Origin of the sequence: Bradyrhizobium erythrophlei, assembly GCF_900129505.1 — a bacterium.
GTDB classification, from domain to species: Bacteria; Pseudomonadota; Alphaproteobacteria; order Rhizobiales; family Xanthobacteraceae; genus Bradyrhizobium; species Bradyrhizobium erythrophlei_D.
This window is the reverse complement of record NZ_LT670818.1, coordinates 5,918,639-5,933,756: the sequence shown is the minus strand read 5'-3', so window position 1 is coordinate 5,933,756 and position 15,118 is coordinate 5,918,639. Positions and strand designations below refer to the sequence as shown.

Here is a 15,118-nt window from a genome sequence, read left to right as displayed (position 1 = left end):
GAGGAGCCGCCGCCTCTGCATCGGTTCCTCGCTATCGAACAGGCGTTGGGCGTTCCTCGCCATCTCAAGGACGGTGACACCTTCCTCAAGGTAGTGCTGATCGGCTGATTAGCGGCGCTCGATCTCGCGCAAGCACCGGTCCTGCTGCTTGCGCCAGTCGGCAGACAGGCGCTCGAACATGCCGGGGTCCACTTTTGCGTCCAGCTTATCGACGTCCTGAATGCGCGACTGGATTCGGTCGTATTCTGCCTGCAACCCCTTGATCGCTTCCACGTGCTCCTTGGCTTGATCCACATGGCTGGACTTAAGGCCTTCCGAGACGAACTGAAGAGCGGGCTCGCCAATGTCGAGTTGGCGCAACAATTCCGAGAACTTCCTAGACAGAACGGCTTCCGGGGAGATAGGGCTCCGGACAGCGCCCTTTGTAGCCCGTGCGGCGATAGTAGATGTAGCGGCCTTTCTTGATGTCTCCGGTCAGGGCGCAGCCACAATGGCCGCAGCGCACGAGCGTCGAGAACGCAAAGTCATTCTTCACACGGCGGAGCTTCTTCCTCTGGCGGCTGTTAAGCGCATCCTGAACCCGCTCGAACAGGTCCAAAGAGATCAAAGGCGTGTGGCGTCCCTTAAAGATGCGGCCTTTCGAGACAAACTCACCAGTATAGATGCGATTGTGTGGGATGGTATGCACGGCGCTCACGGGAACGGCGGCACTCGTCCGCCGATACGAAAGGCCCGCCGCGTGAGCCTTGTCGGCAATTTCCTCTAGCGAGAGGACGCCCGGCGCGTACCATTCGAACATCTTGGTGATGATGGATGCGACGGCGGGATCGGGCGCGATAATGCGCTTGCCGTCCGCGCCCGGTACGTTGAGATAGCCGAGCGGAGCCTTGGTCGGCCAGATGCCCTGCTCGGCTTTCTCTTGCTGGCCTTTGCGAGCTTCTTCCGGAAGATTGTCGATGTAATTCTTTGCCAATCAGAACCTTGATGCCGTGGAAGAATTTCTCGGACGATTTTGAATCTTGCGAGAGAACAACACCTTCCTTCACGAGGTGGATTTCGATGTTAAGCTCGTCGAGGAGCACCCAATCCTCAAGGTTACGATAAAGACGGTCGGTTTTCTCGACCAGCAAAGTGCGGATGCCGGGATGACAAGCCCCCCGACCCCCCATCCCTGTGGGAGAGACTCCTCGATGATATTAAGGTTACATATACGCTTCGCGACCATCGGCAGGACGACGTGGCGCCCCGATGGCCCCACGTAGAGGCGGCTCGCGTCCGTCCATCCATCCATCCACCGCGCATATCATGTCGATCCATTCAGGCGTGTGGGACAGCAGTGCACCGGGATCGGCCGAAAGCGCGGCGCACCACAGGTCACGTCACGCGGCGCAGGGCTAACGACATTAGCCGCGCGCCCCACAGTCCACGACCATGGTGCCATGTTCATTGTTTACGCCCCGATGAAAATACGCAATTGCTAGGCGCACGGCGATGATCGATTCTCCCAATCCCAGCGAATTCACTTGGCGCCTCTGCCGTTCAGAACAACAATCACTGTCTGCAACAGGATGTAAACGTCGAGCCACATGGACCAGTTTCGAATATAGAAGAGATCTTGCGCCTTCTGAACCTGCAAGTCGCCGTTGCTCCGCGATGAGACCTGCCACATGCCGGTGATGCCAGGCGGAACGCTGACACGAATGACGCGAAACTCGTAATCAAAGCCGTTCATATGATACGCGGGAAAAGGCCGCGGACCGACGAGACTCATATCGCCACGGATTACGTTCCAGAGCTGCGGCAGCTCGTCGAGGCTGGTGTGCCGCATGAAGTTTCCGATGATCGGCAGCACCCGAGGGTCGTAGGCGAGCTTGAAAAAGCGCTGCCATTCCGCCCGCGCCTGCGGATCGCGGCACAGATGTTCCTCCAACCGTTGCTCGGCGTCAGCATACATCGTGCGAAGCTTCAAAACCCGCAATTTCGTCGAGTTGCGCCCGACACGCTCCTGAACGTAGAACGCGGGGCCCGGATCGACGAGCTTAATGGCAACCGCAAGAACGGCGGTGATCGGACATACCAGCAGCGCAATGGGGATCGCGAAGACAATATCGATGGCGCGCTTAAGCACCTGATTGTGTCGCAAACAGAGGTCGCGCCTGATCTCAATTGCGATTGCCCCGCCGAGCATCCGCGTACGCAACCACAAGCTCTGCAAATCGTGCACATCCTCGACCAGCAAGAGGCGGCAAGACGACATCCATGCCTGCGGGGTGGATGTCAGCGCGGAGAGTTCATCCGCGGAGTCGAAAATTGCGAATTCGACATGAGGACCGATTCGGCCCAGATCCGCTATCGCTCCGATCAGCGGCAACGGAAGTGCCGCGTCACGCAAATCTCGGTCACGAGAAGTCTCGATGAATCCGATCGGTCTCAACCCGAGGGAGGGCTGATGCGCCAGCAACTGCGCCAATTTTCGGCTGTTGTCACCACAGCCGACTAGGACAACCGAAGCGCCCCACAGGTCGAGATGGATCAATAGAGTCCGCATCATCGCCTCAACGTAGTGACCGAAGATCACCAGGTGGAGCGCGTCGCTAAATCCGGTCACAAGAAGCAGGCCCAACTGGCCATTCGGGGCTCCGATCAGTAATTCGATCGCCACGAAACCCACAATACCGATTGTACGAAGCCGAAATCGCTCATAGGGGCTAGGCCCACATCCGGTGTAGAGGCGAACGCAGAAAAACGTCAAAATGAGCAATGCTATCAGGAGGTGGTTGGGGCTCGGCGGTTGCGCGCCGGTCATCCCGATCAACGCTCGACTGAGTGAAATGGCGGCAATGGCGGCAACGACATCGCCAAACATCAACGTCGCGGCGACAATGGGCTTTCGAAATCGATCGGCAAATCCCGCATCTCCCGCATCACCCCTACGCCGGCCAGGATAGCGGCTCTTCGGCGTTTCGCTCCGCGGAAGAATCGCGCCCGCATCTGTCATTCTCGCCCTCTTCCCGGTTCTCAGTGTCTCCGCGACACATGTTCGCGTGAACGCATCCTGTTTGATTGGCCAACGCGACTTCCGGCCCGTCCGGCCGCGGTCTCCACAGGCTGATGCAGTTGACCCGATAGATAGCGGCGTCTTGGGCTCCCAGCCGAGGACGATTCTTAGCCGCGAATTGTCACCGTTGCGGCCGCGCACGCCCTATCAATAAATCCGCCCGTGCCGGTCACCAAAATCGTCGGCTTGTTTCACATCGCAATCGCTTCCCAAAAAGCATCTCTCTTCAGCGCCTCGCGCCTCACGATACTCGGGATCGACGCCAATTGAATAACGCAACGATGGAGTAATCCGGTTTGGCCCGGGCTCTGGCGTGCCGACTAGACCGTGAAAACGATATGTTCTTATGGGAATGCCGGAGGCACAGTCGGCAAGTCCTTGGTCAGCAAGGGAGGCCCTTGCCGGCCCGCCTTCATCGCATCAAAGGGCCGGAAGCCGACCTCCAGCGCCGGCGAAGCCGGTTGCAATTGGAAGTTGCCGTTCTTGGCATCCGCAAAGAGCGGATTGGCGACAAGTGAGTGCCTGTCTTGGTCCCTCTCCCGCCACTGATCCAGGTTGAGATTGCCCGGAAACACAGGCAGCTTGCCAGCGGCGTTCCAATACACGTTGTGGTCCAGTTTAAAGTTGATCTCGCACGGTACCGAAGCCGAATGGCACCCGCCCATCAACGGGCTGTCATTATCCCAGAAGACGATGTTGCGTTCGAAATGGAATGACACGTGCGATTCGGGTCTGGTCCCTTCCAGCTGGAACTGAGTCCCGAAGGCAAAAATGTTGTTCCGGATGCGGTTCTCCTTACCAAAGTGCTGGAAGAAGCCACCGGTTTTCGTGTGGTGCACGAGGTTTCTTTCCATCACGATGTCGGTCGAACCTTCATCGGCGTACAGACCCCAGCCTCCATAGTCCAACGACTGGATGTCATGGACATGGTTGTCGTGCACAACGGTGCCGGACTGAACGCCAAGCGTGTAGATCCCCCCCATATCCGACGTCACGAGCTGGCCGATAGTGTACACGTGATTGAAGCCAATATCGTTGTGATGGGCGTCACTAGGGCCGTAGCCCCAGGTCCAACCGACGGAAATTCCGGTCTGGTAGAAATCGAAGATGTCATTGTGCTCGATCGTGTTGTACGAAGACTGTCCGATCCAGACTCCCACTGCTCCCGGGTGCAGGCGTCCGCCGTGCGCGACAAGACAGTTCCGGATTACGTGGTGGGATACGTGCATTTCGGGATCGTCCGATATTTGTTTGATCTGATCCCAGGTCCCAAACCCCGCGTGTCCGATCTTCACGCCGCCGCCCGCCAGGTCGACTAGCTCACAGCTCTCCACACGATTGTTCTGTGACCCAGAACCGAAGGCCATGCCATAGCCGCCGACATGCCGCACGGCGCAGCGTTCGAACACGATCTGCCGAGCGGCGATCGCGACGATCGCCGCGTTGAGGCCTATTTCGGCCTGGGGGAAGGCCTGGCCGGCGGGGGGCATGGTCCAGTTGGTGTGGGCGAAGGTCAGGCCACTGAACTGGACGTGCTGGACCCAACGCTTGCTGGCAAGGTCACCCTGCAACACCAGCACCTGTTCGACCCGCGGTGCGATCACCTCGGCTTGGTCCGGTTGCTCACCGGCTTTCGGAATGTAAGTCAATCGGCCGAGCGGCCGGTCCAGATACCACTGGCCGGGTTCGCTCAGCGCCTCGCGCACGTTGTCCACCAGGTAGCGATGCCCCTTGGCAAACATTTCCCAACTCTGGCCGGTGAACACCACGCGGTGTTGCGCGGGGGCCACTGAGCCGATCCGCATACGTGACGCCGCCCAGTCGTGAAACGACATAACCTCCACGTCACTTAGATTGGCCCAATCGGCGCGGATCTCGTCAGCCGCGAAGCCGAATTCGCGCTGGCCGAGTTGCTCGGCAATATAGTAGTAACCCTGCTTGGGTAGGCGTGGACGATAGCGCCGCTGATCGTTGACGAACAGCTGGGCGAACGACCATTTTCCGGCCTGCACATCATCCAGCGTTGTTTGCCAACGCCCTTCGGCGGTGACTTGCCAATGGGTGATCCGAACGCCGCCGCTCAGCACCGGCCGCTCGTCACCAAACGCCTTATAGATTGTCGGCGATCTTTCCGTGCCGGAGTCCTCCGGCCCGAACCTGAGCGGCTGATCGAGATAGTAGACGCCGCCGCGAATGGAGACCAAAACCGGCCGATCGCGTCCGGGCTGTCGCCGGCGCAGTTGCGCAACCTGCAGTCTGGCTTGCTCCAGCGTCGCCACCGGTCCGTCCATGCCGTCCGCCACGGGTTCCGCGAGACGCCCCGACCAGCTATCGTTTCCGGCGGTGGACACGTAGATGTCAGCCAGCGGTTCTGCCGACCAGCCGGGAAGCGACGTCAGTAGAATGCCTCCGAGGATTATTAGCCTTGCTATCATCGCGACGAACCTTCAGAAAAATCCCGAAGCAAGGACAGGTAGGACGGCGCAGGGCTCCTGGAGCAGCAGAGTTTCCACTTCAGCGACTTGAACGCTATGCCGTCCCCTGCACACGGGATTCCCTCAGCGCGGAATAGCCGACCATCAGGACGATCGGGAACTGATAAAAAAAGTACATGACGACGTTGTCCGTCGTCATTAAAATCGCGCTCGCGATCGCGATTACGGCCCCGGTCGCGGAGGTCGAAAAAACAAGGGCGATGAACACGGTTATGGCGATAGATCCCAAAATCCCATAATCGTAATGTATTTTTAACCAATCATTGTGTGGCTCTTTGAGAGTTCCCGACGATACGAGCGTTGCCAGAGCGTCGGCGCCGCCCGGACCGAATCCAATAAGCGACTCGACCGCAGACCTGCTGTCGATCACGCGGGCCATCTCGGAGCCGATCACGTACCGACCCAGCATGATTTCTTCAATCGGGACGCTCATGCTTAGACTCTCATAAGTATATTGAGAGAGATAGAACATATTTGATCCCGCTATATTGATGACACCCAGGGTCGCCAAAAGGAAGATAAAGCGATTGCGCCTTTTTTTGAGCGCCGCGGCTTTCCGGAACAAGAAGATAGAAGCCAGGCCGACAAGAATGGCGACGACGCCTATACGCTTTCCACCCAAGAGGCTCATAACGAGAGCTAGGAGGAACTGGATCTTGGCGCCAATAGCGTACAAAAAAACCGCATATATAGGACCAAGAAGACCCCCTTGGTGATTGTCATAGCCGTCTTCGAGACCTGAACCAGTACCACTTTCCAATATTTGGAAGAGGCGAACTCCTCCGTGCTCTGTGAGCGAATAGGCCAAGACAAAGTAAACCACGGAACACAGAAAAACGAAACGGATGTGCTCGACGCCAACATTAATCGTCGGAACAAAGCTGACAATAATCAAAACCATAATTATAAAATTATTGAAGAAGAAATCAGTATCTTTGACGCCAATCAAATATCCCAGGGGAGCCAATGACAGGTACGTAAGAAAGAAGACCATGGCGGCCTTGTTGCTTGTCGGGGTGCGCTGGAGCATGAGGGATGCAACGAGGATTGGCGGCACGGCATAAACGACGTACCGAAGCGAACCTAGGCTCTCGGCAAAGCAATAGCCCGCATAGCCGACAAGATAGACGGCGCAGGCAATCGAAACTACGAATCGGTTCAATGCTTGATCTGCGACGCTCGTCGCGGTCATGATAACTGCCTAAACTGGATTGCAAGAAATAGCTCGTGATCGAAATGCGGTCGGGACCGTCGGCCGTCGACCCGGCCTTGGTCCTCGGGCCCTCGCGGCCAGAAATGCGATCCAGTTGAGCGGTGCGAGTCGCCGCCTGCGGGCAGCAAGCGACCATGGTCGCTCAAGTAACTCAGCCTTGAAGCACAGATCATGGTCATTTGGACTTACCCCTTATCCCCATGGCCGACGCCACTATTCTTCCGGGCAGCCGCGACCGCGGCTATCCCGCACCAGCTACTACCGCGAAGCCGAAGCGACCGGCCTCTCAGGCCCCGCTTCTCCCGTTTGAGAAGGTCGCAGACCGGACTCCGAGGCTGAGGGTCCCTGGTACGTCAGTTCAGGGGGAAGCAGTCTTTTGACATCTATGACGTCGCCGGGCTCCAACGATGTCGTCTCAGTTGCCTGGAAGACCGTGGCCGCGCCATCGCGCGCACGCGTCACACTGATGGAGCGAGCCGCTTCGTTTCCCGCGAAGCCGCTGATCTGCTGCAGCTTCACCGCGCGGATCTTGCGCGCCGATGGCAGTGTCACGTCCAGCTCCCTGAGGTGCTCCCGCACATCCCGCAACTCGACAAGGATCTGCTTCTTGAAAGACACTTCAGTCTCTTGAATTTTGAGATCGAGGTCGCCGTTATCCATCTCCAGGCGCGAGACTTGCGCTGTCAGCTTCCAAAGCTCGTTTTCGTAGTTCGCTTCAGTGATCCTGAGCTGCAGCTCTGCGTTGGCAAGGCCGAGGCCCTGTTTGACCAGCTTGCCGTATTGTTCGGCATGCTCTTTGATGTCTTCGAGCTGCCGTTTATTGGTCGCAATCAGACCATTGTGGGCCTCGATCTCCTTTTGGATGCGCGGCTTTTGCGAGCGCAGAAGGTCGAGTTGGCTCTGCAACATTGCGAGCTGAGAGTCGAAGGTTTCCTTTTCGCCTGCTACCGTCTCCGCGAAATCAGCTTCTTCCGCGGGTTTCCGCGCGGCAGACGGAGAGAACGCGTTCATGCCGTCGCGCTGCGCTTCGATACGCGCGCGGCGCACGAGTAAAGACTGCTTCTGGAGGCTCAACTGACGCACGCGCTCGTCGGCTAGAAGGAAATCGGAAATGGTTGCGCCCTGCTCGGCCAGTCCGAACCCGCCGGCAGCAGCCACGACACTTTTTACGGTGCTCCCGTATCGAAAGGGATAGACACCAGGTACTCGCACATCGCCGAGTACATATAGCGGCCTCAATTCGCTGACGCGTACGCTTACCGACGGCTGCTTGAGAATGCCATTGGCGAGCTGATCGTGAATGCGTTGCTGGCACTCGTCAACCGTAAGGCCTTTGACTTCGATCGGGCCGATGAACGGCAGGAGTATATTGCCCGCGCCGTCGACAAGAATATCGCCCGACAGTTCCGCCTGGCCAAATACCATCACGGCGATCCGATCGCCCGGCGCAAGCCTATAGACGCGGCTGTCTCCCGCAGCCTCCGCAGATACGGGGAACGAAAATACGAGCGCACCAAGCAAAACGGCTGCTCGTACAAATTGACGTAACGCACTTGCGCGCCTGCGCCCGAGCGTGGCGGCAATTGCCCTCCGGCCAGGTCTCATGGCGTTCTCCCCGCAACGTCGCGCGTTCTCGTGATTTCGCGCCAACTGCTTCCGACCGACCGCCGTCGGAACCGAACGGCGCGTCGCCGACACAGGCTAGCGGCCGCACGCGCGTGGCCTGGCGCGAACAGTGATTACGAACCCGCTCTTCGTGAGTACCCCTTTGGATCACTTATCTTCTGCGCTGCCCCTAATGCGCATTTCTCATTCTTCGTCGCACCGGTCACCATCCCGAGATGGCGTTGGCCGCTGGCGGGGAGAGCTGCCGAAAACAGCAAGTGGGAAGTACGCTATGAAAAAGCGGGTTCTTGTTACAGGTGGTGCAGGGTTTCTGGGCTCGCATCTGTGCGCACGGCTGCTCGAGCAGGAGTGCCAGGTTCTCTGCGTCGACAACTATTTCACAGGTACGCGCCGCAACATCGAACCACTGCTCGGCGAGCCCGCCTTCGAGGTCATGCGCCACGACGTAACCTTTCCTCTCTATGTCGAGGTCGACGAGATCTACAATCTGGCCTGCCCAGCCTCGCCGATCCACTATCAGCATGATCCGGTTCAGACGACGAAGACGAGCGTGATTGGTGCGATCAACATGCTGGGACTCGCCAAGCGCCTGCGCGCCCGCATTCTGCAAGCGTCCACCAGCGAGGTATACGGCGATCCCGATGTCCATCCGCAGACCGAGGAGTACCGCGGTCACGTTAATTTGGCGGGCCCGCGCGGCTGCTACGACGAAGGCAAACGCTGCGCCGAGACGCTGTTCTACGATTACAAGCGCCAGCACCGGCTCGCCATAAGGGTCGCGCGCATCTTCAATACCTACGGGCCGAACATGCACCCGCAGGACGGGCGCGTCGTTTCCAGTTTCATCATCCAGGCACTTAACAACCAGCCGATCACCATCTATGGCTCGGGGTCGCAGACGAGATCGTTCTGCTATGTCGACGATCTGGTCGACGCCCTCACGCGTCTGATGAATGTCGAGGGCGACGTCGACGGACCGGTCAATCTCGGCAATCCCTTCGAAACAACCATTTCGGAGCTGGCCGGGCTTATCATCTCCCTTGTTGGCTCGCGCTCGAGGCTCGAGTTCCGACCGCTGCCACAGGACGACCCGCGACAGCGTTGCCCCGACATCACCCGCGCCAAACAGATTCTGCATTGGCTGCCTGCGGTGCCGCTCAAGGAAGGCCTGAGCCGGACCATCCGCTATTTCGATAGCCTGCTCTCAAGCCCCAACGAAGCAAAGAAGATCGTATGGAAAGTCGCCAGTTAAGGTCCGCCGGCCCAATCCGCGACGACCGGGTCGACATTCTTGGTGTCGGTGTCAGTCCCATCAACCTGGACGACGCTATCGCAACGATTGAGCGCTGGATCAGCGAGCGCAGCCGCAATTACGTCTGCATCCGCGACGTCCACGGCGTCATGGAGAGCCGGCGCGACCAGCGCCTGCGCAGCATTCACAACGAAGCCGGCATGGTAACGCCTGACGGCATGCCCTTGGTTTGGCTCTTACGCCTTCTCGGCAAGGGGAATGTGGACCGCGTGTATGGCCCCGATCTGATGCGGAAAATGACGGCCGTCTCGAGCCTGCGTGGCTACCGGCAATTCTACTACGGGGGTGCAGAAGGTGTGGCCGACAAGCTGAAGCAGGTCCTGATGAATGCTCATCCCAACCTCGAGGTGGCGGGCACGCTCTGCCCTCCCTTCCGCGAGTTGACGCCCGACGAGGATCAGGCCGACATTGACGCCATCAATATGGCTCGACCTGACATCATTTGGGTGGGGCTGAGCACGCCCAAGCAGGAATTCTGGATGGCGCGGCATCTCGGACGCATCGAGGCCCCGGTCATGATCGGCGTCGGGGCTGCGTTCGACTTCCTGGCAGGAACGAAACGTCAGGCGCCACGCTGGATACAGCGAAACGGGCTGGAGTGGCTGTTTCGGCTGTGCTCGGAACCGCGGCGCCTGTGGCGCCGCTACGCCTACAGCGTGCCCGGCTTCATTATTCTCGCTGTCGGTGATCTCGCGCGCCGCGGCATCCGGCGCTCCAAACAAGCGCCCGTCGGGGCACCATCTCGCAAATAGGAGGTTGCCCGGAATGTCCATGCACCGCTACGGCCATCCAAGGACAGCACGCAGAACGATTGCCGTGTCCCTCCACCGCTCGCATGACGGCTAAATGCGCCCGCCGTTGACGCCCAACGTCGTTGGTTTCGATCACGCACCTTATGGCACCCGAGAAACACCACGCGGGAAGGAGGAGCGTTGGACTACGATTTGAAAAGCAGCTTGCCGATCACGGAAAGAGCACCGGCCCAATCGTCGGCGCCGCCGTTCGGGCAGAGATGTGTCGCTATAACTGCTGACCCGTGCACAGCTCAAGAAGAGATGAGATGGCGGTGGGTCACGCTACTGCGCACCGCCTGGGGAACTTGGGGAACGCACGCCTTGGCGCTCGCAGATCAGGCGGTAGTCAGCGCTGCCAGTTTTCTGACAACGGTAGTGATCGCGCGCTGGACTGTTCCAAACGAACTCGGACTTTACTCGATCGGAATCTCTCTGCTGGTATCGTCGCTTTCCATCCAGGAATCGCTGATCTCACTGCCCTATACGATCCAACAGCACCGCGCTCGGGGAACTCCAGCTGAACATGCGGGCAGCTCGCTGACACACAGCGCTCTATTGTCGGCGCTCGGCATTGTCATCCTGCTCGTGATCGCGTTGGCTCTTTCCGCAACTGGCGCAGATCCGCGGCTCCGCGCAATGACCTGGACGCTGGCGGGGGTGCTGCCTTTCGCACTTTTGCGGGAATTCGGTCGCAAGTTCTCCTTGGCGCACCTGCACACCGGCCAAGCTCTGATCCTGGATTCGGCGGTAGCGACGATCCAGCTGGCCGGACTCTGCTGGATAGGCTGGGTCGGGCGGATGTCCGGCGCTACCGCCTGTGCCGCGCTTGGCTTTGCCTGCGCCTCCACGTCGATCATATGGCTGTGCTTCTCCCGCGGCAAATTTGCGTTCCGCTGGACTCAGGTGCTGACAACAGCGAGACAAAGTTGGGGCTTGGGCAGATGGCTTTTCGCCGGCCAGATCACCGTGTCCGTGCAGGGATACATAACTTACTGGCTGTTGGCCCTGGTCGTCGGCACGATCGCGACAGGTGTCTTCGCCGCGTGCATGAGCGTCGTGATGTTTGCAAACCCCCTGATCACGGGGATTAGCAATATCATGACGCCAAGAGCAGTTTTGGCGTTGAAGGAGGGGGGCGGCGCACTGCTGCGGCGTCAGATGGTTCATGACGCGCTTTTACTCGGTGCGGCAATGACCTTGTTCTGCATAGTGGCCCTGTTCGTCGGCGACGACGTGATGCGTTTGCTCTATCCCGGGAAGGAGTACGAGGGACAGGGTCGCACCGTCGCCGTTCTCGCCGTAGCGCTGCTCGCGTCGGCCGTAGGTAATCCAGCTTCCGTCGCGCTGGCAAGCATGGAGCGCGCTCGTGCAATCGTCTGGGCCGGTTTAGTTGGGGCCGTTATCACCGGGGTTCTCGTCTGGCTATTGATGATCGAGTGGGGCCTGTTGGGAGCCGCTTACGGTTTCTTGGCGGGTAACGTGGCCGGGTCGGTGGGTCGGTGGGTAGCGTTCTTAGCGCTCGTACCGCACTTTGACCTAAATGCAAGTCCCACGCAGATTGGCTCGAATTCCAATTCAGCGATGGCGACCCGGGTGGTCCAGCAGTTCACCCAAAGCTCCATAGACAGCGGCTGGGTAGTTCAACAGCTTGATGAGGGTGTCCAGGCGATTGTTTATGCTGTCACATCGCAGAGCCAGCAGCCGGTCTGGCAAGCATACCGCAGTTTGGTGATCAAGTTGTACAAACCATCCGCAGCGCCAAATGTCGAGCTGGTGCGCACGCAGCTTGAGGCGCTCTCTCGATTCCATGCAGTGGTGGACGGTCGCACCATCAATGGCTGGACGATTTCTACCCCCGCGCCGCTGTATGTCTGTGCGTCACCGCTCGCGCTGGTGATGACCATGGTACCGGGAAGACCGCTCACCTCACTCCTGTGTGACGCCGACAATATGACAACGGAAGTATTGGATACCGCCCCACGCGCAATCGTCGCCGCGATGGAGAGGTGTTGGTCAGTCGGGCAACTTCACGGAGACCTCAACTTCGACAACACCCTCTGCGATATCGCCAACAGAAGCCTCTCCTTCGTCGACCTCGGCCCGCGGACGAATTCCTTTCTTCTTGGCGATGACGTCCCTCGACGCTGGTATCCGGCATCACACGACCTGGCATACATGCTGTATGACACGGGAGTGAGGGTGAAGAGCACTGTCGGTAATCCCAAAGCCCGCTTGCGCCAGAAATTGTTCGCCGAGAGCATCCTACGAGCATTCATCGAGACGATCGGTTCATTCGAAGAGAAACAGCGGTTGCTGGACGAAATTGAGGCGTGCGCTCGGGTACACCTCAAGGCGCTGTGCTCGTCGTCATCGCTTGAGCTGTGGCGCATGATAGTCAAAAAGATCGCCGCCCGTCGTATAGATGCAATACTTCTGAGGCTGAGAGCTCAATTGTCTCACCTCGATCGAACCAATTGAGGAATTCCGAAACGATGTGACGATTTCTGCTCGGAGCGCAATAGATGGAAAGACGATCGTGAAACCGGCGACCTTCATCACGACCAGTTGGGACGACGGCCATCCGCTGGATTTGCGTGTGGCCGAGCTGCTCTCGAAGCATGGTTTGCGCGGCACATTTTACATCCCGATGACCGCCGAGAATGAGACGATGCCGGCAGCCCAGATCCGGGAGCTCAGTCTCGCTTTCGAAATTGGTGCACATACCCTGCATCACGCTGTCCTGACCGAGGCCACCGAGCAGAAGGCGTGGCAAGAGATTGCCGGATCTAAATCGTGGCTCGAAAGCAATACCGGCCTGCCATGCCTGATGTTTTGTCCGCCGAAAGGCAAATACACAAATAGGCACTTGGACATAGCTCGAAAGGCAGGTTATCTCGGTGTGCGCAACGTCGAATTATTGTCGCTCGACTTCCCACGCAAGAATGCGGGGATCATGCTGCTGCCGACCACGATCCAAGCCTATCCGCACGGCTCCCTTGCGTTCGCGAAGAACGCGGTCAAGCGGTTAGCCCTCAAGAACCTCTTGCGGCTTACGACTCGTGGTCGTTCGACTGATTGGCCTGCGTTGGCGCGATCCTTGCTGCACGAATCCCTCAGATACGGCGGCGTGTTCCATCTGTGGGGACATTCATGGGAGCTGCAGGAAACCGAGCAGTGGCATCGTTTGGATGAAGCCTTGCGATACATGAGTGAATTCGCAAGCCAAGCACCCTCACTCACCAACGGACAGATTTGTCAACGCGCATTGTCGGCGAGCGCGCATGTTGAAGAAACGGCACCAAAAGTAAACGCGATCCGAAGCGAACTGTGAAAAGGCGGTTTAGAACGATCGTATAGCGGATGCGGCTTGCTCAAGGTCGACTTCGTCCGAGTTGGGAGTTCATTGCGATGAACATTCTGGTGGCGCACAACTTCTACCAGCAGCCAGGCGGCGAGGATCAGTGCGTAGCGGCCGAGGTTGCGACGCTCAGAGCGCATGGGCATGAGGTGACGCAATACTGTCTACACAATGACTCGATTAATGGGATGAATCGCATTCGGCTTGCATCACGAACGATCTGGAATCACTCAGCGTACCGGGAGCTTAGAAAATTGCTCCGAGCGCACCGTGTACAAATTGCTCATTTCCACAACACGTTTCCACTAATCTCGCCAGCCGCCTACTACGCCGCACGGGCTGAAAATGTTCGTGTGGTGCAGACCTTGCACAACTTTCGCCTTCTCTGCGCTAACGGTCTTCTTCTTCGCGATGGCGAGGTCTGCGAAAACTGTCTTGGAAAGCTGGTTCCTTGGCCTGGCATTGTGCACAGGTGCTACCGAGGCAGCCGTGCCGCCAGCACCACTGTCGCTACGATGCTCGCGACGCACCGAGTTCTAGGAACCTGGTCGACGGCAGTCGACATGTATATCGCTCTCACCGAATTCGGTCGACGCAAGCTCGTCGAAGGGGGCCTGCCCGCAGACAAGATCGCAATCAAACCCAACTTCGCCTATCCCGATCCTGGCGCGGGTAAGGGAAAGGGTGGCCACGCGGTATTCGTCGGTCGATTGTCAGCGGAGAAAGGCCTAGACACGCTCCTCAAGGCTTGGCGTTATCTCGGCGGCGATGTGTCGCTGAAGCTCCTCGGCGATGGTCCAATGGCGACGGCGGTACAGGATGCCGCGACGAAGGATTCCTCAATCCAATGGTTAGGGCATGTATCGCGCGAGGCGGTCTATGGATTGGTCGGAGAGGCGATGTTTCTGGTATTGCCGTCCCGTTGCTACGAAAATTTTTCCATGACGATCGTGGAGGCGTTCGCCAAAGGGACGCCGGTAATCGTTCCAAAATTGGGGGCAATGGCCGCAATCGTCGACGACGGACGCACCGGGCTTCATTTTAGACCGGGGGACCCCGTCGACCTGGCTGCGAAGGTGCGACAAATTCTGGCGGATCCGCTGGAACTGGCGCGGATGCGACGAGCCGCACGTCTGGAATTTGACCGGAACTTCACCGCGGACGCCAACCACAAGGCTCTCATGGCGATCTACGAGCAAGCTCTCAGGGGTCGCGACCAAGTTGAGCGCGCTGCCCCATTGATCGCGCACCCCCACTCTTAA

Annotated in this window: 11 protein-coding genes; 5 read left to right on the top strand and 6 right to left on the bottom strand. The window is 58.6% G+C overall.

The features are described from left to right. Window positions 1–108: 108 nt before the first annotated feature. From B5525_RS27480 to B5525_RS27450, 6 genes are all read right to left on the bottom strand, one after another. Entirely contained in the window at window positions 109–363 is a 255-nt protein-coding gene (locus B5525_RS27480; protein ID WP_154073462.1) for a hypothetical protein, read from the bottom strand. Between the two features lie 13 nt (window positions 364–376). Continuing rightward, window positions 377–973, bottom strand: coding sequence for a recombinase family protein (locus B5525_RS27475; RefSeq protein ID WP_079568810.1), 597 nt, complete (start codon window positions 971–973; stop codon window positions 377–379). Window positions 974–1,519: 546 nt separating this feature from the next. After that, entirely contained in the window at window positions 1,520–2,998 is a 1,479-nt protein-coding gene (locus B5525_RS27465; RefSeq protein WP_079568808.1) for an exopolysaccharide biosynthesis polyprenyl glycosylphosphotransferase, read from the bottom strand. Window positions 2,999–3,402: 404 nt separating this feature from the next. Continuing rightward, window positions 3,403–5,349: a right-handed parallel beta-helix repeat-containing protein gene (locus B5525_RS27460; RefSeq protein ID WP_172899988.1), complete on the bottom strand. Its 1,947-nt coding sequence runs from the start codon at window positions 5,347–5,349 to the stop codon at window positions 3,403–3,405. A 238-nt stretch (window positions 5,350–5,587) separates the two neighbouring features. Continuing rightward, the gene (locus B5525_RS27455) at window positions 5,588–6,745 is read right to left on the bottom strand and encodes a hypothetical protein (protein WP_079568806.1); all 1,158 of its coding nucleotides are present in this window, start codon (window positions 6,743–6,745) and stop codon (window positions 5,588–5,590) included. 279 nt (window positions 6,746–7,024) lie between these two features. Further along, window positions 7,025–8,287, bottom strand: a complete 1,263-nt coding sequence (locus tag B5525_RS27450; protein WP_172899987.1) for a polysaccharide biosynthesis/export family protein — start codon at window positions 8,285–8,287, stop codon at window positions 7,025–7,027. Between the two features lie 376 nt (window positions 8,288–8,663). Between B5525_RS27450 and B5525_RS27445 the strand changes: the two genes are divergently transcribed. The 5 genes from B5525_RS27445 to B5525_RS27425 all read left to right on the top strand — a co-directional run bounded on the left by B5525_RS27445 (window position 8,664) and on the right by B5525_RS27425 (window position 15,118). Continuing rightward, window positions 8,664–9,644, top strand: coding sequence for a UDP-glucuronic acid decarboxylase family protein (locus B5525_RS27445; protein WP_079568804.1), 981 nt, complete (start codon window positions 8,664–8,666; stop codon window positions 9,642–9,644). Further along, complete coding sequence (locus tag B5525_RS27440; protein ID WP_079568803.1) at window positions 9,626–10,456, top strand: WecB/TagA/CpsF family glycosyltransferase; 831 nt, start codon at window positions 9,626–9,628, stop codon at window positions 10,454–10,456. Before B5525_RS27445 ends, B5525_RS27440 begins: the two co-directional genes overlap by 19 nt. Before the next feature lie 363 nt (window positions 10,457–10,819). Beyond that, the gene (locus B5525_RS27435; protein ID WP_079568802.1) at window positions 10,820–12,976 is read left to right on the top strand and encodes a polysaccharide biosynthesis C-terminal domain-containing protein; all 2,157 of its coding nucleotides are present in this window, start codon (window positions 10,820–10,822) and stop codon (window positions 12,974–12,976) included. Between the two features lie 58 nt (window positions 12,977–13,034). Beyond that, window positions 13,035–13,829, top strand: a complete 795-nt coding sequence (locus B5525_RS27430; protein WP_172899986.1) for a polysaccharide deacetylase family protein — start codon at window positions 13,035–13,037, stop codon at window positions 13,827–13,829. A 77-nt stretch (window positions 13,830–13,906) separates the two neighbouring features. Further along, on the top strand, window positions 13,907–15,118 hold the full coding sequence (locus B5525_RS27425; protein ID WP_079568800.1) for a glycosyltransferase family 4 protein: 1,212 nt from the start codon (window positions 13,907–13,909) through the stop codon (window positions 15,116–15,118).

Bases quoted from the DNA above. Each gene is read 5' to 3' on its own strand.
- B5525_RS27465 (WP_079568808.1), bottom strand. From the start codon at position 2,998: ATGACAGATGCGGGCGCGATTCTTCCGCGGAGCGAAACGCCGAAGAGC.
- B5525_RS27460 (WP_172899988.1), bottom strand. From the start codon at position 5,349: ATGGACGGACCGGTGGCGACGCTGGAGCAAGCCAGACTGCAGGTTGCG.
- B5525_RS27455 (WP_079568806.1), bottom strand. From the start codon at position 6,745: ATGACCGCGACGAGCGTCGCAGATCAAGCATTGAACCGATTCGTAGTT.
- B5525_RS27445 (WP_079568804.1), top strand. From the start codon at position 8,664: ATGAAAAAGCGGGTTCTTGTTACAGGTGGTGCAGGGTTTCTGGGCTCG.
- B5525_RS27440 (WP_079568803.1), top strand. From the start codon at position 9,626: ATGGAAAGTCGCCAGTTAAGGTCCGCCGGCCCAATCCGCGACGACCGG.
- B5525_RS27425 (WP_079568800.1), top strand. From the start codon at position 13,907: ATGAACATTCTGGTGGCGCACAACTTCTACCAGCAGCCAGGCGGCGAG.